Annotated in this window: 18 protein-coding genes; 6 read left to right on the top strand and 12 right to left on the bottom strand. The window is 64.6% G+C overall.

The window, feature by feature from the left end; all coding sequences use genetic code 11:
• Positions 1-229: 229 nt before the first annotated feature.
• From V6X73_RS09255 to V6X73_RS09240, 4 genes are read right to left on the bottom strand one after another with little or no spacing between them, the layout of a single operon-like run.
• The gene (locus tag V6X73_RS09255; protein ID WP_367959654.1) at positions 230-1006 is read right to left on the bottom strand and encodes a glycosyltransferase family 25 protein; all 777 of its coding nucleotides are present in this window, start codon (positions 1004-1006) and stop codon (positions 230-232) included.
• 6 nt (positions 1007-1012) lie between these two features.
• Complete coding sequence (locus tag V6X73_RS09250; protein ID WP_367959653.1) at positions 1013-2104, bottom strand: glycosyltransferase; 1092 nt, start codon at positions 2102-2104, stop codon at positions 1013-1015.
• Positions 2105-2141: 37 nt separating this feature from the next.
• Entirely contained in the window at positions 2142-3338 is a 1197-nt protein-coding gene (gene waaF / locus V6X73_RS09245; protein WP_367959652.1) for a lipopolysaccharide heptosyltransferase II, read from the bottom strand.
• Positions 3332-4294 carry an LpxL/LpxP family acyltransferase gene (locus V6X73_RS09240; protein ID WP_367972989.1) on the bottom strand — a complete coding sequence of 321 codons (963 nt, stop codon included), beginning with the start codon at positions 4292-4294 and terminating at the stop codon, positions 3332-3334. The genes waaF and V6X73_RS09240 overlap by 7 nt, the downstream gene beginning before the upstream one ends.
• A 97-nt stretch (positions 4295-4391) precedes the next feature.
• Here V6X73_RS09240 and hldE point away from each other — a divergent pair, with 97 nt between their 5' ends.
• Positions 4392-5861: a bifunctional D-glycero-beta-D-manno-heptose-7-phosphate kinase/D-glycero-beta-D-manno-heptose 1-phosphate adenylyltransferase HldE gene (hldE, locus tag V6X73_RS09235; protein ID WP_367959650.1), complete on the top strand. Its 1470-nt coding sequence runs from the start codon at positions 4392-4394 to the stop codon at positions 5859-5861.
• Here hldE and V6X73_RS09230 read toward each other — a convergent pair.
• Positions 5843-6559, bottom strand: coding sequence for a 3-deoxy-D-manno-octulosonic acid kinase (locus V6X73_RS09230; protein ID WP_367959649.1), 717 nt, complete (start codon positions 6557-6559; stop codon positions 5843-5845). The genes hldE and V6X73_RS09230 overlap by 19 nt on opposite strands.
• Before the next feature lie 9 nt (positions 6560-6568).
• Between V6X73_RS09230 and V6X73_RS09225 the strand changes: the two genes are divergently transcribed.
• Positions 6569-7639, top strand: coding sequence for a glycosyltransferase family 9 protein (locus V6X73_RS09225; protein WP_367959648.1), 1071 nt, complete (start codon positions 6569-6571; stop codon positions 7637-7639).
• A complete protein-coding gene (locus tag V6X73_RS09220; protein WP_367959647.1) occupies positions 7639-8901 on the top strand; it encodes a 3-deoxy-D-manno-octulosonic acid transferase in 1263 nt (420 codons plus the stop codon). Before V6X73_RS09225 ends, V6X73_RS09220 begins: the two co-directional genes overlap by 1 nt.
• On the opposite strand, the gene V6X73_RS09215 is transcribed toward V6X73_RS09220, so the two are convergent.
• The gene (locus V6X73_RS09215) at positions 8898-10232 is read right to left on the bottom strand and encodes a TolC family outer membrane protein (protein ID WP_367959646.1); all 1335 of its coding nucleotides are present in this window, start codon (positions 10230-10232) and stop codon (positions 8898-8900) included. The genes V6X73_RS09220 and V6X73_RS09215 overlap by 4 nt on opposite strands.
• Positions 10233-10272: 40 nt before the next feature.
• On the bottom strand, positions 10273-10935 hold the full coding sequence (locus tag V6X73_RS09210; protein ID WP_367959644.1) for a protein-L-isoaspartate O-methyltransferase family protein: 663 nt from the start codon (positions 10933-10935) through the stop codon (positions 10273-10275).
• Positions 10936-11270: 335 nt separating this feature from the next.
• Here V6X73_RS09210 and rpmB point away from each other — a divergent pair, with 335 nt between their 5' ends.
• The 3 genes from rpmB to mutM all read left to right on the top strand — a co-directional run bounded on the left by rpmB (position 11271) and on the right by mutM (position 12565).
• A complete protein-coding gene (gene rpmB / locus V6X73_RS09205; protein WP_367959642.1) occupies positions 11271-11507 on the top strand; it encodes a 50S ribosomal protein L28 in 237 nt (78 codons plus the stop codon).
• 10 nt (positions 11508-11517) lie between these two features.
• On the top strand, positions 11518-11673 hold the full coding sequence (rpmG, locus tag V6X73_RS09200; RefSeq protein ID WP_367959641.1) for a 50S ribosomal protein L33: 156 nt from the start codon (positions 11518-11520) through the stop codon (positions 11671-11673).
• Positions 11674-11746: 73 nt separating this feature from the next.
• A complete protein-coding gene (gene mutM, locus V6X73_RS09195; RefSeq protein ID WP_367959640.1) occupies positions 11747-12565 on the top strand; it encodes a bifunctional DNA-formamidopyrimidine glycosylase/DNA-(apurinic or apyrimidinic site) lyase in 819 nt (272 codons plus the stop codon).
• A 15-nt stretch (positions 12566-12580) separates the two neighbouring features.
• Here mutM and V6X73_RS09190 read toward each other — a convergent pair whose 3' ends face one another.
• The 5 genes from V6X73_RS09190 to cydD form a co-directional block, all read right to left on the bottom strand.
• Entirely contained in the window at positions 12581-14173 is a 1593-nt protein-coding gene (locus tag V6X73_RS09190; RefSeq protein WP_367959639.1) for a gamma-glutamyltransferase family protein, read from the bottom strand.
• Positions 14174-14194: 21 nt separating this feature from the next.
• Complete coding sequence (locus V6X73_RS09185; protein WP_367959638.1) at positions 14195-15361, bottom strand: mandelate racemase/muconate lactonizing enzyme family protein; 1167 nt, start codon at positions 15359-15361, stop codon at positions 14195-14197.
• A 21-nt stretch (positions 15362-15382) separates the two neighbouring features.
• A complete protein-coding gene (locus tag V6X73_RS09180) occupies positions 15383-16444 on the bottom strand; it encodes a tartrate dehydrogenase (protein ID WP_367959637.1) in 1062 nt (353 codons plus the stop codon).
• Positions 16445-16506: 62 nt separating this feature from the next.
• Entirely contained in the window at positions 16507-18225 is a 1719-nt protein-coding gene (gene cydC, locus V6X73_RS09175; RefSeq protein ID WP_367959636.1) for a thiol reductant ABC exporter subunit CydC, read from the bottom strand.
• Positions 18218-19900 carry a thiol reductant ABC exporter subunit CydD gene (gene cydD / locus V6X73_RS09170; protein WP_367959635.1) on the bottom strand — a complete coding sequence of 561 codons (1683 nt, stop codon included), beginning with the start codon at positions 19898-19900 and terminating at the stop codon, positions 18218-18220. Before cydD ends, cydC begins: the two co-directional genes overlap by 8 nt.
• Positions 19901-19925: the final 25 nt, after the last annotated feature.

Here is a 19925-nt window from a genome sequence, read left to right as displayed (position 1 = left end):
GGCCTTGAAGTCCGGACTGAGCCGTTTGCCTCGTCCTCGGGTCATGGTGAAGGCTCCTCTGCAATGGGCCGAGGATAGCCTCCGAATCTTTACTTCTCACCTGGTCCGAAAACCGGGGTCCACTTCACTAAGCCTGAAAGTCGACGCTTTGGTGCTTCGTTGAGCGAGGCGGGGGGAGATGCCGAAAGGACGTACCGAATTTCTCGGTGGGTACGTGGAAATCGCCCTTTTAAGTGCATCGATCCGATCGGCTTCGTTTTTCATGCATCGTAATCGCCGTCGAAATTTGTTGCAGTCCGTTACGTAGAGCACCAAGTGTTCGGTAAGCAGCTCGGGTTATTTTGGCCCATTTAGGTCGGGGCAGATTGCCGCGATCACCGATTTCGCTCGTCACGATTTTTGTGGAGTACGTTATAGCAGGGTCTTTTAGGCCATAGATTTGGACTTTGTGGATGTGGATATTCCGAATAAAGACGTCCACTGGGAGATACATAGATCGGCTTTTTCTTAATAGGTTTTCTGCCGCTTTGGGCGTGAGGCGATAGCCGGTTGTGCGTTGTGGCACCTTATAGTATCTGATGACCTCTAAATCCGAATTGGTGGGAACGCGTTTAGCGGGTTTCGGTCTTGTGCCCTCAAGTCGAACGAAACCGAAAGACCCTGGAAGCTGAGCAACTTTTGTGAGAGTCTCCGCTGGGTGATCCAAGAATACGAAGTCATCTTCAAATATGAAAAAATTTTCTTTCCCAGATGCGCAAATACGCCAAAGCTCTCGATGACTTGAAAAACAAGCAATCTCGTTAATATGGTGGCGACGTCCGTTACAAAGAAGGAATTTCTTTTCATTGAAGGCGTTCCAATATTCCTCAGACAGCTGATTTGCGCTGATTGCGTTAAAATATTGAAATTCTAGATTGGCGGCATTCATCTGCGCGCTGGTTTTATGACGACGGTACGTGGCCCATTGTAGACTTATAACATGTATTTGAGAATTCGGGAGACGCATGGGTGGTTACTGACTCAGGACGGCGTGGTAGCAAGCCGCAGTCTGCGATATTGTGGTATTGACGTTAAAATGAGAGAAAACTCTTTTTTTGCAGGCGAGGGCCATTTGGTCTCTCCAATCTGGGTGTTCAACTAATTTCTCGATCTTTTCTGCGAGCTGGATAGGATCGTCTTTAGGCACAACGAATCCGGTCTCTCCACTCGTTATTAATTCTGGGAGACCGCCAGCGTCAGTTACGATCGCAGGGATACCCTGAGCCATGCCTTCGATGACGGCCCGAGTGAGGCCTTCTCGTCCTCGGGAGGGCGCCACATTGAGGTAAAGCGCCGGGAGGAGATAGGCGGCATCGTCACGGTACCCGGTCAAATGCACACGGCCGCGCAGTGCGTGAGTAGACGCAAGATTTGTTATTTGTGGGTCGCGGACCTCACCGATTAACACTGCGTGGACTGAGGGTGGGAGATGCTTCATTGCGCGAAGCAGAACATCAGCGCCTTTAACGCGGCGCATGTTAGCGATCATGCCAATGATTGTGACATTGTCAGGGATGTTGAATAACTCGCGGATCTCTTGGCCAGCGGTAGCTGTGTGGTCACCGGTGTACCAGGACAGGTCGTGTCCCTTGTAAATTGTTATCACTTTGTGAGCCGGGACGCCGTTCTCGACTAAATCCGTCGAAACCGCATTGGAGACACAAATGATTTTGTCAAGATTCGGGTTGAGCCACTTCAGATAACACGTGGGATCATAGCGGGAGACGTGGCCTGTTGCACCGCGATACGCTATGACTTTGTTTTTTTGTCCATAGCTTGCCCAGAGAAAATTCGTCGTAGCCTGGTTTGACAGTCCATGAAGAATGTTAAAGCCTTCGTGCCTCATCCATCTACGTATGCGTAGGATGTTGGGGACATCTAAGCCGCGTTTTAAATTGAGCGCTCGCGTAGGGATGCCGGCAGCCTCTAATGTTGCTAGCTGTTCCGAGTCCGAATTGTAGGCAGCATGAATGTCAAGCCCTTTTCGCCGCAGTCCAATAATCATTTGGGTCTCGGTGATATGACCTTTATTGCCGGCGATGAGAACTTTCGGATTTTCGGCCATTACCAGTGAGAACTCTGCATATCGATGAACGTGCGTCTTAAAGAGCTACGGTGTCTAGCTGAGTGAGCGCGTCCGAGACTTCCGTCGGGGTGATCCCCCGCAGACAGTCCAGATGCTCAAGCGGGCACTCCCGCTCGAAACAGGGACTGCAGGAAAGGCCCCGGTACAGGATCCGGGCCTGATCGCTCAGCGGTGGAGTATATTGCGGATCCGATGAGCCGTATAGCGCCACCAGCGGCGTGCCGGTGGCCGCGGCGACATGCATCAGCCCGGAGTCGTTGGTGACCACCGCGCGGCTGGCGGCCAGCAGATCGATGGCCTGTGCCAGCTCCGTCTGTCCGGTCAGGTCTTCGACGCTGGGCGCCTGCTGGGTGATCTGCGCGGCGATGGATTGGTCGTTGGGCGAGCCGATCAGCCAGACCCGCCAGCCTTTATCCAGGTAGGCACGGGCCAGCGCGGCAAAGTAGGCGGCCGGCCATCGCTTGGCGGGGCCATATTCGGCGCCGGGGCAGAGACTCAGCACCGGTTTGTCCGTGTTGTCCTCGTCGGTGGCCTGGCGAGCCAGCGGCCGGATGCCCCGGTCGCCGGGCTGGTCGGCCGCGGGCTGACGGGGTTTGTCCAGCCCCAGCGCCCGAATGGCGGTTGCCTGCTGCTCGAGGGTGCTCGTCAGCCGGGGGTTGGGGACGCGGCTGACCGGGACCAGATCGGTCGAGGCCGATGACTGATCCGCATCGTCCCCCGCCTCGGTCCGCGACCGGTTCTGCGGCTGCATCATTGCCTCGCCCCGGGGCAGGGCCAGTCCGACATAACGATCGACGGTGCGGTAGACCGCCTCCTCGTCCAGTGGCCGGATATCGTTGAGGATCGCGTAGCGGTGTTCGCCACGGTAACCGGTGCGCACCGGGATACCGGCAAACCAGGGCAGCAACGCCGCCTTGGCCGACCGCGGCAGGACGATGGCCTGGTCGTAGCCTTTCTGGCGCAGCGAGCGGGCGATGCGCCATCGGGTGCGAAGCCCCAGTTCACCGTGGGCGACCGGCAGCCCGATGGTCTCGCGGACCTCGGGCATGCGCGCCAGCAATGGACCGCTCCAGTCGGGCGCGACCACATCGATGGCCACCTCGGGGTGACGTTCTCGCAGGGCTTTGAAAAGCGCCTGGGCCATGACCATGTCGCCGACCCAGGCCGGCCCGATCACCAGGATGCTCTGGGGGTTGTCTACTGTTTTCACCATGGCGCGCCCTCCACACGGTTGTAGTGCTTTTGCAGCGAGTTGCGATAAGCCGGCCGCTCGCCGGGCGGTGGGTGCTTGAAGCGCCGATGCACCCACAGATACTGCGCCGGATGCGCGCGAATGCCCCGTTCGATCACCGCGTTCATCCACTGCGCATCCAGTGTATCCGAACCGGTGGGGAAGCCTTCCAGTGGCGGTTCCAGTGTGACCTCGTAGCCATCGCCACGGGCGTTGGCATGGAAGAAAAGCGGCACCACACGGGCCTTGCTGAGTCGCGCCAGCCGGGTGAGGCCGGTGATGGTGGCCGCCGGCACGCCCATGAACGGCACAAAGACGCTGTTGGCCACGCCATAATCCTGATCGCCGGCATACCACACCGGTGTGCCGTGCTTGAGTGTCCGCACGATGCCGCGCAGGTCACTGCGCGACAGGGCATCCACCAGGGTGCGCCGGCGGCTGCGAAGCATGGCCCGGTCCATGAGCGGCTTTTTGCGCAGCGGTTTGTAGATCACCGCCATGTCCAGTTGTGGGCCGATCAGCCGAGCGGCCAGCTCTACGCAGAGAAAATGGCCGGATAGCAGAATGACCGGGTGGCCATCGCGCTGCGCGGCGGCCAGGTTCTCAAGCCCATGCACCTGGCAGGGCATGCGATCCACCGCCTCGCCCCCGAACCAGGCGAGCGCGGTCTCGGCACCGGCCCGGCCCATGTACCGGAGGTTTTCGCGCATCAGCGCCTCACGCGCATCGGGGCCGAGCTCGGGCATGCACAACTGAATGTTGCGAAGCGCAATCCCCCGGCGACGGCGCGAGAGGCGCGGCAGAAGACGGCCGGCGGCATCACCGATGGCCAGGGCCAGCCGTGGCGGCAACCGGCCGATCAACCACAGCATCGCGATCATCAACCACTGGCCGGTGTTATGGGGGTGATAGGCGGGTCGGGTCTGGGGGTCGGGCACTTGTTGGGGCACTTGCTGGTGGCTGAGGCACGTGATGGCAATAGCGGGCTGCTAAACTTCTTTCATTATTCCACAAAAGCAATGGCCCGAGGGTCCGATGCAGCTCGAAATCCCTGATCTTGAAAACGCCCGCGTGCTGGTGGTGGGCGATGTCATGCTCGATCGTTACTGGCAGGGCCCGACCGGGCGGATCTCGCCCGAGGCGCCGGTGCCGGTCATGCGGGTGGATGAGGAGGACCTTCGCCCGGGTGGAGCGGCCAATGTGGCCATGAACCTGGCCGCGCTGGGGGTTGAGACCTACCTGGTGGGGCTTGCCGGTGATGACGACCACGGACGCCTGCTCACCGAGCAGCTGCGGGCCGGGGGTGTGGTGCCGATGCTCGCTTTTGTGGCGACCCACCCGACGATCTGCAAGCTGCGGGTGATGAGCCAGCGCCAGCAGTTGATGCGGCTCGATTTTGAGCGGCCCTTTACCGAGGCCGAGGCCGCCGGCCTGAGCCCCCGATATGACGAGGCACTGGCCCACGCCGATGTGGTGATCGTCTCGGACTATGCCAAGGGGACGCTCTCGCAGGTGGCGGCACTCATCCACCAGGCCCGTGCCGCGGGCAAGCCGGTGCTGGTGGATCCCAAAGGCACGGACTGGCAGCGCTACGCCGGTGCGACGCTTTTAACCCCCAATCTGCCGGAGTTCTGGCAGATGCAGGGGCGCGGGTCAGGTCATGGCGCATCGCCGGCGCCCCCGGAGTCGGCAAGTGGTGGAGGCGAGGCACTGGCCGAGGCTGCTCGACCCATGATCGAGGGCCTCGACCTTGAGGGGCTTTTGATCACCCGCGGCGAAGACGGAATGACCCTGGCGCGGCGGCAGGCCCCGGCGCTGCATCTGCCTGCCCATGCCCGCGAGGTCTTCGATGTCACCGGCGCCGGCGATACGGTGATCGCCCTGCTGGGGGCGGTCCTTGCCAGCGGCTCGGATCTGGCCCATGCCACGGCGGTCGCCAACCTGGCCGCTTCGCTGGTGGTGGCCAAGGTCGGCACCGCCTCGGTCACCATCTCCGAGCTGGAGGCCGCCGCCGGTGTCTCCCGGGCCGATGAGCAGATTGTCGATCGCAACGCGCTCAAGGCGTTGTTGGCGCCGGTGCGGGCACGCGGTGAGCGGATCGTCATGACCAACGGCTGCTTTGATCTTTTGCATGCCGGGCATGTCCATTACCTGGCCCAGGCCCGGGCGCTGGGTGATCGGCTGGTGGTGGCAGTGAATGATGATGCCTCGGTGCGGCGATTGAAGGGCGAGTCGCGTCCCGTCATGCCGCTTGCCCAGCGTATGAGCGTCCTCGCCGCGCTGGGCTCGGTGGACTGGGTGGTGCCGTTTGCCGAAGACACCCCGGCGGCGTTGATTGGCGAGATCCTGCCCGATGTGCTGGTCAAAGGCGGCGACTATGCGCCCGAGGCCATTGCCGGGTATGAGGCGGTGACCGCCGCCGGTGGCGAGGTGCGGGTGCTGGATTTTGTCGAAGGTGAGTCCACCAGCGCGCTTGTCGAGCGGATTCAGCGCGGCGCTTTATAGGCCGCCATCAACGCCGGCCAGCCCGAGGCGGCCGCCGCGGCCAGGGCGGGCTCTTTCTGGATGGATCGCCAGAGGCGTTGCAGGCTGCGTGCCTGGAAGGCCAAATCGGCATTCAGCCGGCCCTGATCCCAGTCGATCAACCAGATGGTGTTGGCCTCGCCGATGAGGATGTTGCGCACGTTCAAATCGGCATGGCCGGCGCCGGCATCGTGAAAGCGGCGCAGCGTCTTGCCGATGGCCTGCCAAAGGCCATCGCCCGCCGGGTCTCTCGCCAGCACCCGGTCACTCAAAGGTCGGGTGCCGGAGAGCCGCTGGGTGATGAGATCAGCGGTGTAGAAAAGCCCCCGGCGGATCACCCGGCCAGCCACTGGCGGGGGCACGGGCAGTCCGTGCCGATACAGCGCATCGGTGATTCGCAGTTCGCGCCACACCCGGGTGTTTTCGATGCCGCGCCACAGATAGCGGTCGCGGCTAAAGCGCGCCGGCAGGCCGCCACGCTGGTAGTGACGAAGCGCCATGGGGGTTTGCTGCCAGCGAAAAAACCACACTTTCGACCGCCCCTGGGCTTCGCCGTCGATGCGCCCGGCGGCGGCCAGCTGGTCGGGGTCAAAGGCAAGCGCATCGACCCGGTCCGACGTCACCGCGGTGGGGCTGATAAAGTAGCGATTTCCGTGTTGTTGGACGGTCAAATGGGGCATCAGACGACCATGCCAAGCCAATCAGCGCCGCAACGGATCTGCCTGATGCGCCTCTCGGCCATTGGGGATTGCTGCAATCTGGTGCCCATGGTGCGTACCCTTCAGCGGTTTTGCCCGCAAAGCAAGATCACCTGGGTCATGGGCCGAGCCGAATCGGCCCTGCTGGGCGATCTGAATGGGGTGGAGGTTATCACCCATGACAAGCGATCGGGGGCCGGTGGCCTGCGCCGGCAATTGAAAGGGCGCGATTTTGATGCGCTTTTGCTCATGCAGGTGGCCTTGCGGGCGGGGCTGGCCTCACGGGCTGTCAATGCCCGCCGGCGCATCGGCTTTGACCGGTCCCGGTCCCGGGATGGACATGGGTTTTTCATCAACGAGCGCATCTCCGCCCAGCCGCGCGGTCATGTCATCGACGGGTTCTTCGGCTTTGCCAATGCGTTGGGCATTGCCGAGCGCGAGATGCGCTGGGATGTGCCGGTGCCGGAATGGGCGAGTGCTCGGGCCGGGGCCTGGCGGGGTGATGCCGCAGCGCCGACGCTTTTGATCAGTCCCTGTAGCTCGCAGCGCTTTCGCAATTACCGTGACTGGCCGGTGACGCATTATGCAGAGGTGGCCCGGCATGCCATCGAGTACCACGGGATGCAGGTGTTGATCACCGGCACCGACAATCCTCGCGATCACCACTATGGCCGGACCCTGCAGGATAGGCTCTCGCCCAGGCCGGTCATCAATGCCACCGGACAGACCGATCTAAAAACCCTCTTTGCCCTCATTCAGCAATCCACCGTGGTATTGGCACCGGATTCCGGGCCCGTCCACATGGCGGTGGCGGCCGGGACACCGGTCATCGGCCTGTACGCGACTTCCAACCCCCAGCGTACCGGCCCTGTCCTTGGCCGCCATTGGGTGGTCAATGCCTATCCCCAGGCGGTTGAACAGGCCTTTGGCCGGCCCGTCGAGGCCCTGCGCTGGGGCCGCCGGGTCCGCGATCCAAAGGCCATGTCGTTGATTACCACTCAGTCAGTCTGCGATCGGCTGGATGCGCTGATGGACACGCCACCGGCGGAGCGGCTGGTGTGATGACACCGCTTGTCTACCGGGCCCTCAGTCGGCTGGCCCTGCCCGCGGTGTTGGCGCGTCTGTACTGGCAGGGTCAGCGGGATAAAGCCGGCCGCGCCGGGCTTGCCGAGCGGCTGGGGCGGCCCGGCGAGGTGAGCGGCGGGCCGGTGGTCTGGGTCCACGCCGCCTCGGTGGGCGAGGTCCGGGCCGTTGCCCCGCTGGTGCGGGCGATGGCCGCCGCCGGTCGATCCATCCATCTCACCACCAATACCACCACCGGCCGACAGACCGTCGAGCAGCTTGACCTGCCCGTGGCCGGCGTCACGCTGGCGCCGCTGGACAGCCCCGGGGTGGTGGCGCGGTTTTTATCCACGTTGAGGCCGGTGGCAGCGGTCATGGTCGAGCTCGAGCTCTGGCCCAATCGATTGCTGGCGTTACAAAAGGCTGGAATCCCCGTGGCGCTGGTCAATGCCCGGCTCAGCGAACCAAGCCTGCACCGCTACCAACGCCTGGGGGCGTTGATCCCCGCCGCTCTGGGCGGCGTCCGGCGGGTCGCAGCGCAGTCCCCGGATGACGCCCGGCGTCTGGCAACGCTGGGGGTGCCGGCACAACGTATCCGGACAACCGGCAACCTGAAGTTTGATCAGACCCTGGATGAGGCACAGGTGGCAGCGGGCCATCGCCTGCGCGAGATGCTCGGGCAAAAACGACCCGTCTGGGTGGCGGCCAGTGCCCGCAGTGATGAGATCGCGCCCATCCTCACCGCCCATGAGCGTTTGTTGCAGGCCCACCCCCAGGCCTTGCTCATCCTCGTGCCCCGGCACCCCGATCGGGTGTCTTTGCCACCGTCAGCCGCAGCGCAGGCTGCGGACTGGCAGTGGACGACGCGATCCAGCGGTGAGAACCCTAGTGCCACCACCCGGGTTTTCGTGGGCGATACCCTGGGGGAGTTGCCGGTCTTTCTGGCCGCCGCCGATGTGGCCTTTGTGGGGGGGAGCCTGGTCCCGGTCGGCGGCCACAACCCGCTCGAGCCGGCGCTGCTTGGCCTGCCGGTGCTGATGGGGCCCCATGTGCGCAATGTGGTCGAGGTGGATAAACTCCTCGCCGAGGCGGGCGGGCGCCGCCGGGTCATGGATCTCCATGAACTTGCCGATGCACTGACCGCGCTTTTCAACGAACCGGCGCTCGCCCGGCGGATGGGACAGGCCGCGCAATCGGTGGCGGCCGCCCACGGCGGCGCCTGCAAGCGGACGATGGACTGGGTCGCGCCGCTTTTGCCTTAGGATTCGTCGGTGAGCAGGGCGTCGATCTGCTCGAGATCCGCCAGCGCCAGCGCCCCGGCGGCGGCTTTCAGTTCGAGGGTGTTGAGCAGATAGGCATGACGCGCCTGTTGAAAGTCCCGCTCGGCGTTGAACCGCTCGCGCTCGGCATCGAGGACATCCACGATGGTCCGGGTGCCGACCTCGAAGCCTGCGCGGGTGGCATCCAGCGCTGCCTGGGTTGAGGTGCGGGCCTGGTCGAGGGCTTCAACACGGCGCAGCGCGGTTAATACCCCGCGGTAAGCATTGGCGGCATCGCTGGCTACGCGCCGGCGGATCTCTTCAAGCGCCTCGCGGGCTTCGGTGTAGCGAAACTGGGCCTGGCGGATGGCGGCGCTGGTGCCACCGCCCTGATAGAGCGGCAGATTAAGCTGCAGGCTGGCACTTAACTCATCCGAGTCGCGGTCGCTGCCCAGCCGATCGTATTGCTCGATGCCGTCGAAGCCGGCGACCAGATCGACGGTCGGACGCCGGTCACCCCGTTGGACCTCGATATTGGACATGGCGGCCTCGGCGGCAAAGCGTGCCGCGGCCAGTTCGCTGTTGCCGCTGCGGGCCCGCTGGCGCCAGGTGCCGGGATCGGCCGGCTTGGGCGGCTCGAGGCGGATGCCTTCGCGCACTGCGGCGAGGGTCGCCGGGCTGCGGCCGATGAGCTCGCGCAGGGCCTCGCGTTGGTTCTCGAGGCGGTCCTTGGCCTGGAGCCGCTCGGCCTCGGCCAGATCGGCCTGGGCGCGGGCCTCTTCAACATCGGTGCGGGGGATGACGCCGACGGCAAAGCGCTGCTCGGCCTGCTCGAGCTGGCGGTTGATGGCCTCGAGGCTGGCCCGGGCGGCTTCAAGCCCGGCCCGGGCATCCAGCACGGCAAAATAGCGCTCGGCCACCCGCAGGGCCAGTGCCTGCTCGGCGGCGGCATAGCGGGCTCGGGCCTGGGCCACGCGAGCGTCCGCCTGGTCGACGGCGCTGGCGGTGGCATAGCGGTAGATGGGCTGGGTCAATGTGACACCGTAGCTCAGCTGCCGGTAATCATCGCTGACCTCGGGTCCGCTGAGGTTGCTCTGCGCGTCGATGAACGAGGCGGTGGTATCCAGGTTGACCTCCGGTCGCAACGCCGCCCGGGCCTGGGGCAGAGATTCTTCGACGGCTTTGCGATCGGCAATGGCCTGCTGGAAAACCGGGTCGCTTTCGCGGGCCTGTTCGTAGACCGAGATCAAATCGGTGGCGGCGGCCGTATTGGCTGCAATGCCGGCAGCAAAGGCGACGGGCACGACTGTTGCCAGGGACCGGAGGCATCTCATGGTGAGCATCCTGTCAGGTTGGTCGGTGGGTGCCGACAGATCAAAAATCAAAGGGCTGGCTGACGGGAGCGCCAACCAGCGCCGGGGCACTGGTGTCGAAAAGGCTCTCGGTTGCCCATTGGTCTTCGCCGACCCGGGTGATGAGCACGGCTTCCATGATCGGCGGCTGGCCGACGATCAAGAAAAGCCGCCCGCCCATGGACAACGATTGGTGAAAGCCCGGGTGCATCTCCGGCAGCGAGGCGGTCACGGCGATCACATCGTAATGCCGGCCGTCGGACCAGCCCCGAGCCGCATCACCGGTGTGTAGATGGATGTTATCGACCCCGGCCCTTTGCAGATTGTGCTCGGCCTGCTCGCGCAAATCCGGGAACAGCTCAACGCTGGTGACATGGGCGCTCAGCTGGGCCAGGCAGTGAGTGAGATACCCCGCCCCGGTCCCGATCTCGAGGGTTTTCTCGGTTGGCTGCGGGTCAAGCGCCTGGAGCAGACGGCCCTCCACCTTGGGCTCGAGCATCACTTGGCCGTGGCCAAGCGGAATCTGCATATCGGCATACGCCAGATTGCTGTACTTCGCCGGTGCATAATGCTCGCGCGGGACGCGCTCGAGGGTGTCGAGAATGCGCTCGTTGAGCACCTCCCAGGTCCGTAGCTGTTGCTCCACCATATTGGCCTTGGCTTCGGCGAGGTCGAGATCGGTCATGGTGCATTGTCCATTTGGCATGGGGCCGCTCGGGCCGATGTTCACCTGCAAAGGTTAAGGGCTTTGCCGGGGGGCCACAAGAAAAACGCGGGCGAGCACGGGCAATACCCCGCATATGGGGGATATGCCACCCTGCCCGGTTGTGCTTGAGTGAAGGCCGGTCGGTCGCCGGACCGGCTGGGATGGCAGCACGGACGCTGATGACTCTCAGGCCCGGCGGCCGGCCATCTCTTTGTCCTCGATGCTTGCAGCCCCGGGGTGAGGCTGGTATAAAACGCGGTTTCCTGAGCGCAAATCACGCTGCGCCATCGGTACATGGATATCGGGAGGCCCCAATGGCCAAGGTCTGTCAGGTCACCGGCAAGCGGCCGATGACCGGAAACAATGTCTCGCATGCCAACAATAAGACGCGGCGTCGGTTCTTGCCGAACCTGCGTTACCATCGTTTTTGGCTGGATAGCGAAAGCCGCTGGGTCCGCCTGCGGGTCTCGAGCAAAGGCATGCGGATTATCGACAAGGTTGGCATCGAGCAGGTCGTCACCGATCTGCGCAGCCGCGGCGAAAAGGTGTAGGGGATAGATCATGCGTGACAAGATCAAGCTCGTTTCGTCCGCTGGCACGGGGCATTTCTACACAACGGACAAAAACCGCCGTAACACGCCCCACAAGCTGGAGTTCAAGAAATACGATCCGGTGGTTCGCAAGCACGTGATCTACAAGGAAGCTAAGATCAAGTAAGTGCCGGCTATGGAACCGCGGATCACAAGGCCCGCCCTCGAGCGGGCTTTTTTATGCCCGGGTCAAGGCCGCCGTGCCTGAGCTGCCCGAGGTCGAAACCACGCGTCGGGGCTTGCTGCCCTATGCCACCGGCCGGCGACTGGATGGGCTACGCATCCGCGATCATCGGCTGCGCTGGCCGGTCGATCCCGGCGTCGCCGGACGGGTTGCCGGCCGCGACATCACCGCCCTCGAGCGCCGCGGTAAATACCTGATCTTTCGGCTGAGTGGCGACGCCTCGTTGCTGCTGCATCTGGGGATGTCGGGGCATGTGCGGGTTGTTGCGCTCAATACACCCGTTGCAGCCCATGATCATGTGGATTTTGTGCTCGACAGCGGGGTGGTGCTGCGCTTCAACGACCCGCGTCGCTTCGGCAGCCTTCATGAGGCCGGGGCACTACCCGATGAACATCCGCTGCTCGAGCGCCTGGGCCCGGAGCCATTGTCCGATGCCTTCGACGGCGGTCATCTCTGGCGGATCAGTCGGGGCCGTCGGGTTGCCGTCAAGAACCTGATCATGGACAGCCACGTGGTTGTCGGGGTCGGCAACATCTACGCGGCCGAGGCCCTCCATCGATCGGGCATCCATCCGTCGCGCCCGGCCGGGCGTGTCTCGCAACAGCGTTATGCGCAGCTGGCCACGGACATCAAGGCCGTGCTTGGCGAGGCCATTGAGGCAGGCGGCACGACGTTGCGTGATTTTGCCCGCAGCGATGGATTGCCGGGTTATTTTCAGCAAACCCTGGCGGTCTATGGGCGCGCCGGCGAAGCCTGTCATCAATGCGGACGGGCATTGAAATCAATCCGGCTGGGACAGCGGGCCACCGTCTACTGCCCGGCCTGCCAGCGCTAGTGGGCTTGATGGCGGTTATACCGCCGCAACATGACCATCACTGCGGGGGTCGGCGGCACCGGCCTGGTAGCCGTCGGGATGGGCCACGATGGCCCCGGCATGCCCCATGGTGCTGTCGTATGCACCCAGGGTCTCGACCTCGTGGCCGGCATCCCGCAGAGCTGTCATCAATGACTCGGGCAGGCGCGATTCGAGCTTCAGGCTGGTGGTGCGCTCGCCCCAGGTCCGCCCCAGCAGCCAGCGCGGTGCCGAAATCGCCTGTTGCAGCGGCATCTCATAGAAGGCGTAGCGCGAGAAGATCGCCGCCTGGGTCTGGGGCTGACCCTCGCCGCCCATGGTGCCGTAGGGCATGCGCCGGCCATCGTCAAAGATCGCCATCGCCGGGTTGAGGGTATGAAAGGGCCGCCGTCCCGGGGCCAGCGCCTGGGGGTGGTTGGCGTCGAGGCCAAAGCTCATCCCGCGGTTTTGCATCAATACACCGCTGCCTGGCAGGACAACGCCGCTGCCGTATTCCCAGTAGATGGACTGGATAAAGCTCACCGACCGGCCCTGTGCATCCACCGCCCCCATCCAGACCGTATCGCCATCCGCCGGTGGATACGGCCAGGGCGCCGCCGTCTGGCGATCGATGGCCTTGGCCGCCGCATCGAGCCGCTTCGCTGTCAGGCATTCTCCGGCGGGCCGGGACATCCAGCGCGGATCGGTTACCACCTCGTCCCGCACCCGAAAGGCTTGTTTGGTTGCCTCGACCAGGCCATGGACGTGCGCAAAGCCCTCGCCTGTGTTCACCCCAAGCCGCTCGAAGATACCGAGAATCATCAGCGAGGCCAGTCCCTGGGTGGGCGGTGGCATGTTGTAGAGCCGCGCATGGCCGATCTTCAGGCTCAAGGGGTCGACCTCGAGGGCCTGGAACGCGGCCAGGTCCTCGAACACCAGCGGACTGCCAAGGCGCTGCAAGTCATCGGCCATGGTCTTTGCGACATCGCCGCGATAGAAGTCATCCAGCCCCGCCCGGCCCAGGTGTTCCAGGGTATCCGCCAGTCCGGGCTGCACAAGCGAGGCGCCGGCATGGGTTGCCGCAGCGGTTTGTCCAAGAAACGTCTCGGCAAACCCGGGGGCGACGTCCAGGGCCTCGAGTTTCTGCCGCGTGAGGTTGGCCTGGCCTCGGGTGACGGGCACGCCCCGCCGGGCCAGCTCAACCGCCGGCTCGAGCAGTCGCCAGAGCGGCAGCCTCCCGGCGCCGCTACCGGGTGATTGGAGTGCCTTGATCCACCCGCCGATCGTTCCCGGCACGGTCAGCGCCGCCGCGGCGCCCCGGGCGGGGATCTCGGTCATCCCTCGCTGCCGATACCACTGCGGCGTGGCTGCCGCCGCGGCCGGTCCGCAGGCATCCACCCCGGTCGGGGGTTGGCCGGGTTCGGCGATCAGCCAGAAGCCATCGCCGCCGATGGCGTTCATGTGGGGGTAGACCACGGCGATGACCGCCGCGGCGGCGACCATGGCCTCGACGGCGCTTCCGCCGTCGCGCAGCACATCCCGGCCGGCGTCGGCGGCCAGATGATGGGGTGCGGTGACAATGCCGCGGTTGCCAAGGGTGTCGTTGATCATGGTCCGAGACGACAGTCGGTCTCAGTCGAGATGGGCCCGCAGCGTATCCATGAGCGCCGCCTTGTCCTCGAAGCCGATACCCGGCACGTCGGGAATGCGAACCTGGCCATCCTCGATGGGTGTGCTATCGGCAAAGCCACCAAACGGTGCAAACACCCGGGGGTAGCTTTCATTGCCGCCGAGCTTGAGCCCCGCAGCGATGTTGAGTGCAAATTGATGGCCCCCGTGGGGGATGCAGTTGCGCGTCGAGAAGCCGGCGGCCCGCAGCTCATCGAGCATGCGCAGATATTCGACCAGGCCATATGAGAGCACCGGGTCCATCTGCAGGATGTCCCGATCGGCTCGCATGCCGGCATAGCGCATGAGGTTTCGGACGTCCTGATGCGAAAACAGATTCTCGCCGGTCGCCGTGGCCCCGCTGTACGCCTTGCCGAGTGCTTTTTGTATTTCGTAGTCGAGCGGGTCGCCCGCTTCTTCAAACCAACGCAGCCCGTAGTGCTCCATCCCCCGGGCATAGGCGAGTGTCGTGGCCTCGTCAAAACGCCCGTTGGCGTCCACGGCGAGGCACTCGGGCTTTTCGATCACCTCGAGCGCGGCGTCGATGCGCCGCAGGTCGTCCGCCAGCGGCACGCCACCGATTTTCATCTTGGTGGCGGTATAACCAAGCGTCAGATACCCACGCATTTCCTCTCGCAGTCGCTCGAGGTCGTCATCGGGGTAGTAGTATCCGCCGGCCGCATAGACGGCGACACGCGCATCGGTGCTGCCGTCACCAAAGCGCTCTGCCAGGACCTGCGCCAGGGGGCGTGCCTCGATTTTGGCGACAATGTCCCAGACCGCCATATCGAGTACGCCCACCGCCACCGATCGCTCGCCATGGCCGCCGGGCTTTTCGTTTTGCATGAGGATCTCCCAGATCCGGAATGGATCCAGGTTCTCGCCGGTTTCATCGACGATCATCTCAGCCGTTGCATCCCGCAGCCGCGGAATAAAGCGATCCCTCAGCAGGCCCTGTTGGGCATACCGGCCATTGGAGTTGAAGCCATAGCCCACGACGGGCTCGCCGTCGCGGATCACATCGGTGTGGATCGCCACTACCGAGACGTCCATCTTGCTGAAGTCGATGTAGGCGTTGGCGATGGGCGAGGCGATGGAGGCCCTGGCCTCGCGGATGTCGGTGATTTTCATGCGGCGCTGCCTTGTGCTGACTCAGCCCTTGAGCTCGGCGAGGAGCCGGTCGGTGAATGCGTTGGTCGATGCCGTCCCGCCCAGGTCGCGGGTCAGGACCCGCCCTTCATGGGTGACATTTTCCATGGCGCCCATCAGGTCATCGGCGGCGGACTGCTCGCCCAGGTCTTCGAGCATCATGACGACCGACCAGATCATGGCGATGGGGTTGGCAACACCTTCTCCGGCGATATCCGGGGCCGAGCCGTGGACGGGCTCGAACATTGAGGGCACGGCCGGATCCGGGTTGATGTTGGCCGAGGGGGCAACACCGATGCCGCCCGCCGTGGCCGGCCCGAGATCCGAGAGGATGTCGCCGAACAGGTTGGTGCCCACCACCACGTCGAACCAGTCCGGGTGGGTGACAAAGTTGGCCGCCAGGATGTCGACGTGGTACTGCTCGACACTCACATCGTCGAAGCGTTCGGCCATGGCGGCAACCTGCTCGTCCCAGAAGGGCATGCTGTGTTTGATGCCGTTGGATTTGGTGGCATAGGCCAGCTGCTTGCGGGGACGGGCCTGCGCGGTCCGGAAGGCGTAGTCGAGTATTCGCTCGCTGCCCTTGCGGGTGATGACGTTGGCCTGGATGGCCATTGCCTCGGGTAGGCCGTCGTAGAGGCGGCCACCGATGTCGGAGTACTCGCCCTCGTTGTTCTCGCGCACCACCAGGTAGTTGATGTCTTCGGGGCCGCGGTCACGCAGCGCCGAGGTCAGGCCACGCAATAGGCGCACCGGGCGCAGGTTGACGTACTGTTGAAATGCCCGACGGATGGGCAAAAGCAGGCCCCATAGCGAGACATGATCGGGCACCCCGGGATAGCCCACTGCCCCCAGCAGAATGGCATCGTGGGGCCGCAACGTCTCGATGCCATCATCCGGCATCATCTGGCCATGGCGGGCGTAGTACTCGCAGGAGTAGGGAAACTCGGAGAATTCGAAATCCAGTCCCGGGCGCCGGGCCAGTGCCTCCAGGCAGCGCACGCCGGCGGGGGTGACCTCCTTGCCAATGCCGTCGCCAGGGATAAGGGCAATATGATGGGCCATTCTGCGTGGTCTCTTCTACTGAACAAGACCCGCTATCCTACCCCAACCCCGGCTCAGCCGTCCTATCCCGGCGTGGTCTGCTGCGCCTGTCCGGCCCGCATCTCGACGAGTCGGTCGGCCTGCGGCAATGCCGTTTCGGCATGGCCCAGCAGCAGCGCCGTGCGGTTGGCCAGCCAGTCGGTCAGCGCCTGATCGATGTGCCGGGCCGTCCCGGCATCCAGACCCGAGAAGGGCTCGTCGAGGATCACCAGCGACGGGTCGCGGAGCATCAGCCGTGCCAGTGCCACACGGCGGGCCTGTCCACCGGACAGGCGGGTGCCGGACTCACCCACCCAGGTATCAAGGCCCTCGGGCAGCGATCGGGCAAAGCCATCCAGTGCCACGGCCTCGAGCACGCGCCAGAAATCGGCATCGGTGGCGGAGGGGTTGGCGATTTGCAGATTATCCTGCAACGAACCGCTAAATAGTTCGGTCTGCTGGGTCAGAAAGGCCACCTGGTGGATGCGCTGAGCCGCCGGCATATCCGCCATGGGTGTGCCATCGAGCGTGATCTTGCCTTGATCGGGCTGGATTTGTCCGGAAAGGGCCAGAGCCAGCGTGGATTTGCCACAGCCCGAGGGGCCAATCATGGCGAGATGCTCGCCGGCGGCGACGGCAAGGCTAAGGTCATCGACCACCCGAGCGCCGGCGCCTCGGGTGATCGTGAGCCCGTCGATCTGGACATCGACCGGCCCCGATGCCGCCCCACCCGTGTCGCCGGCGTTGTCGGGTATATCGCTGGATGCCCGGGTCGGGCCGTCGGGGCCAACCCGGGCCAGCCCATCATCCAGCCGCACCGCCGATGCGCGGGCGTGGGCGAGGTTGAGCCCCGCGCCCGGGAGGACCCCGACGGGTTCGAGAAGCGCCAGAACGGCGAGTGGCATCATCACCGCGACCGCTCCGGTGACCGCGCCGCGATGAAACAGCCACAGGGCGGCCAGCAGCACACCGACCGCCACCAGCTGCACGGCACCATGCAAGAACGCCTCGCGCCGGGCCATGGCCATGGCAAGCGCGGCCTCGGCCTGACGGCTTGTTGTCTCTAGGTCATCTAACCGTCGCTGATGTGCGCTCAGGCTGCCAAACGCAAGCAAGGTGCCAAGCCCGTGGATATGGTCGATCAGCCCGGCGCGCAGGTCGGCCTGGGCGCCGGCAAGGCGGGTGGTCGACCGCTGTCCACTCTGCCAGGCGGTGAGCAGCGCCATGCCGGCGACCACCAGCAATGCCCCGCCCGCCGGCAAGGCCACCAAATGGCTGCCGATGCTCAACAAGGCGGCGACGATCAGAATGGCCAGGAACGCCACCAGAGGCGGCGCCAGTCCCCGCAGGAACAGCCCATCGAGCCGATCCACATCGGTGGTCAGCCGATTGAGCAGCTCGCCGCTGGCAAAATTCGCCCGGTCCTCGGCGCTGGTGGCCGCGAGCCGGCGGAATACCCGTCCGCGCAGATCCCGCAACAGCCGCAGGACGCTGTCGTGATTGGTAATGCGCTCAAAATATCGGGCGGCTGTCCGGGTTACGGCAAACGCCCGAATGCCCCCGCCAGGGATGTAGATTTCGAGGCTGGCGGCGACCCCGGCCGCCAGTAACGCGCCGGTGACAGCCGTTGCGGTAATGAACCAGCCCGAGAGCGCCAGCAGACCAATGCCCGACGCCGCGGTGGCAAGCATCAGGATCGCGCCCAGGGCCAGCTGGCCGCGGTAGCGGCGCAGCATCCGCAGGTAGGGGATGAGTTCATGCATCGCCGCAGTGCTCCAGAACGCCGTCACGAATGCGGTAGATTTGATCGGCATGCCTGCGCAGGACCTGATCGTGGCTGGCGATAATCAGCGCCCGGCCCTCGGCGGCCAGGGCGTCGATGCCGTCGAGGACATATCGCTCGGTCACCGCATCCAGTGCGGCTGTCGGCTCATCGAGCAGGATCAGCGACGCCGGCGAGGCAAAGGCCCGGGCAAGGGCCAGGCGTTGGGCCTGACCACCGGAGAGGGTCTGGCCACGTTCTCCGACCCGGGTGTCGAGACCGGCCGTGAGTCGCGCCGCGAACTCCATCACCCCGGCGCGCTCGGCGGCGGCGAGCACCGCAGCGTCGTCGGCATCGGGATCACCCAGACGGATGTTGTCGGCCAGACTGGCCCGGGCGACATGGGGTGGCGCCGCCAGCCAGCCGAGCGTCCGGGTGCTGTCGGCATGTCGATGGACCTGCCCAGCCTGGGCGGGCAAAAGCCCGGCGATCGCCTCGAGCAACGAGGTTTTGCCGCTGCCGGAGGGCCCTTCGATGAGAATGCGCTCGCCGCTTGTGGCGTTCAACGCCGGCACATGGATGACCTGGCCCCGGCCGGGTCTGGCTATGGTTAGCGAGTCGACAGCCAGTACGTGGCCGGGCGGCAGGCCGGCCGGCTGTCCGGCAACCGGCGGGTCCGATGGACCGCCCCCGGTCTGAGCGGGGGGGTCAATGTCGAGCTCGGCGAGTTGCTCGGCGGCGCCCAGGGCGGTGGCACGGTCGTGATAATGCTGGGCAAGGGTGCGCAACGGCTGGAAGAACTCCGGCGCCAGCAAGAGCACGAAAAGCCCATTGAAAAGCGTCAGCTTCGGGGCCGGGCCGAAGTCGATATAGCCAAGCAGCCCGAAACCGACATAAATGGCGACCACCGCGATGGCGACGGAGGCAAAGAACTCGAGCACGGCGGATGAGAGAAAGGCAACCCGCAGCACCCGCATGCTGCGGATCCGGTATTCATCGGCGCCGCGGATGATGCCCTCGGCGGCGTCTTCGGTTCGCCCGAAAAGGCGCAGCGTGGTTAGCCCCCGCACCCGGTCGATGAACTGGCCCGAGAGCCGCTGCAGCGCCAGGAACTGGTCGCGATTGAGTCGCTCGGCGCCCATGCCCACCAGCGCCATAAAAAGCGGGATGAGGGGCGCGGAGAGCAAAAGGAAGGTCGCCGCCAGCCAGTCCAGCGCATAGGCGGTCAAAAGGATGGCCAGCGGAACGAGGATGGCCACCTGCATCTGGGGGAGATAACGCGCGAAATAGCCATCCAGCGCATCCACCTGATCGCTCAATTTGGCCGCCAGCTCGCCGCTATCCATACCTGCCAGGCCGGCGGGACCCATCGTCTCGATGCGCCCTAGCAGCCGTTGACGGACACTGGCACGGGCCCGGTCCGAAGCCTGGATGGCGGCCGCCGCCCGCAAGGTCTGGGCGACCGGACGCAGCAGAACGACAACCACTAAGGCCAAAGCCGGTGCAATCAGCGATTGCGGCGGTTGGTCGGCGCGGATGACCTGGTAGACAAGCCAGGCAATCAGACCCGCTTGGGCGATGATCAGCAGGCCTTCGGCGATCCCGCAAGCGGCTGCGACGCGCAGCTTCGGCGCAACCGCCGAGCGCTGCGCCTGCAGCCATTCTTTGCCGGTCATCGACGACCGGACAGCGTTGCAGCGC

Origin of the sequence: Spiribacter pallidus, from assembly GCF_040838495.1 — a bacterium.
GTDB lineage: Bacteria > Pseudomonadota > Gammaproteobacteria > Nitrococcales > Nitrococcaceae > Spiribacter > Spiribacter pallidus.
Note: the sequence above shows the minus strand (reverse complement) of the source record. Positions and strands in the feature narration are given on the sequence as shown.

Excerpts from the sequence above, each read along its gene's own strand:
- V6X73_RS09255 (WP_367959654.1), bottom strand. The coding sequence starts at position 1,006 with ATGCGTCTCCCGAATTCTCAAATACATGTTATAAGTCTACAATGGGCC.
- V6X73_RS09250 (WP_367959653.1), bottom strand. The coding sequence starts at position 2,104 with ATGGCCGAAAATCCGAAAGTTCTCATCGCCGGCAATAAAGGTCATATC.
- waaF (WP_367959652.1), bottom strand. The coding sequence starts at position 3,338 with ATGGTGAAAACAGTAGACAACCCCCAGAGCATCCTGGTGATCGGGCCG.
- hldE (WP_367959650.1), top strand. The coding sequence starts at position 4,392 with ATGCAGCTCGAAATCCCTGATCTTGAAAACGCCCGCGTGCTGGTGGTG.
- V6X73_RS09230 (WP_367959649.1), bottom strand. The coding sequence starts at position 6,559 with ATGCCCCATTTGACCGTCCAACAACACGGAAATCGCTACTTTATCAGC.
- V6X73_RS09225 (WP_367959648.1), top strand. The coding sequence starts at position 6,569 with ATGCCAAGCCAATCAGCGCCGCAACGGATCTGCCTGATGCGCCTCTCG.
- V6X73_RS09220 (WP_367959647.1), top strand. The coding sequence starts at position 7,639 with ATGACACCGCTTGTCTACCGGGCCCTCAGTCGGCTGGCCCTGCCCGCG.
- V6X73_RS09215 (WP_367959646.1), bottom strand. The coding sequence starts at position 10,232 with ATGAGATGCCTCCGGTCCCTGGCAACAGTCGTGCCCGTCGCCTTTGCT.
- V6X73_RS09210 (WP_367959644.1), bottom strand. The coding sequence starts at position 10,935 with ATGACCGATCTCGACCTCGCCGAAGCCAAGGCCAATATGGTGGAGCAA.
- rpmB (WP_367959642.1), top strand. The coding sequence starts at position 11,271 with ATGGCCAAGGTCTGTCAGGTCACCGGCAAGCGGCCGATGACCGGAAAC.
- rpmG (WP_367959641.1), top strand. The coding sequence starts at position 11,518 with ATGCGTGACAAGATCAAGCTCGTTTCGTCCGCTGGCACGGGGCATTTC.
- V6X73_RS09190 (WP_367959639.1), bottom strand. The coding sequence starts at position 14,173 with ATGATCAACGACACCCTTGGCAACCGCGGCATTGTCACCGCACCCCAT.
- V6X73_RS09185 (WP_367959638.1), bottom strand. The coding sequence starts at position 15,361 with ATGAAAATCACCGACATCCGCGAGGCCAGGGCCTCCATCGCCTCGCCC.
- V6X73_RS09180 (WP_367959637.1), bottom strand. The coding sequence starts at position 16,444 with ATGGCCCATCATATTGCCCTTATCCCTGGCGACGGCATTGGCAAGGAG.
- cydC (WP_367959636.1), bottom strand. The coding sequence starts at position 18,225 with ATGCATGAACTCATCCCCTACCTGCGGATGCTGCGCCGCTACCGCGGC.
- cydD (WP_367959635.1), bottom strand. The coding sequence starts at position 19,900 with ATGACCGGCAAAGAATGGCTGCAGGCGCAGCGCTCGGCGGTTGCGCCG.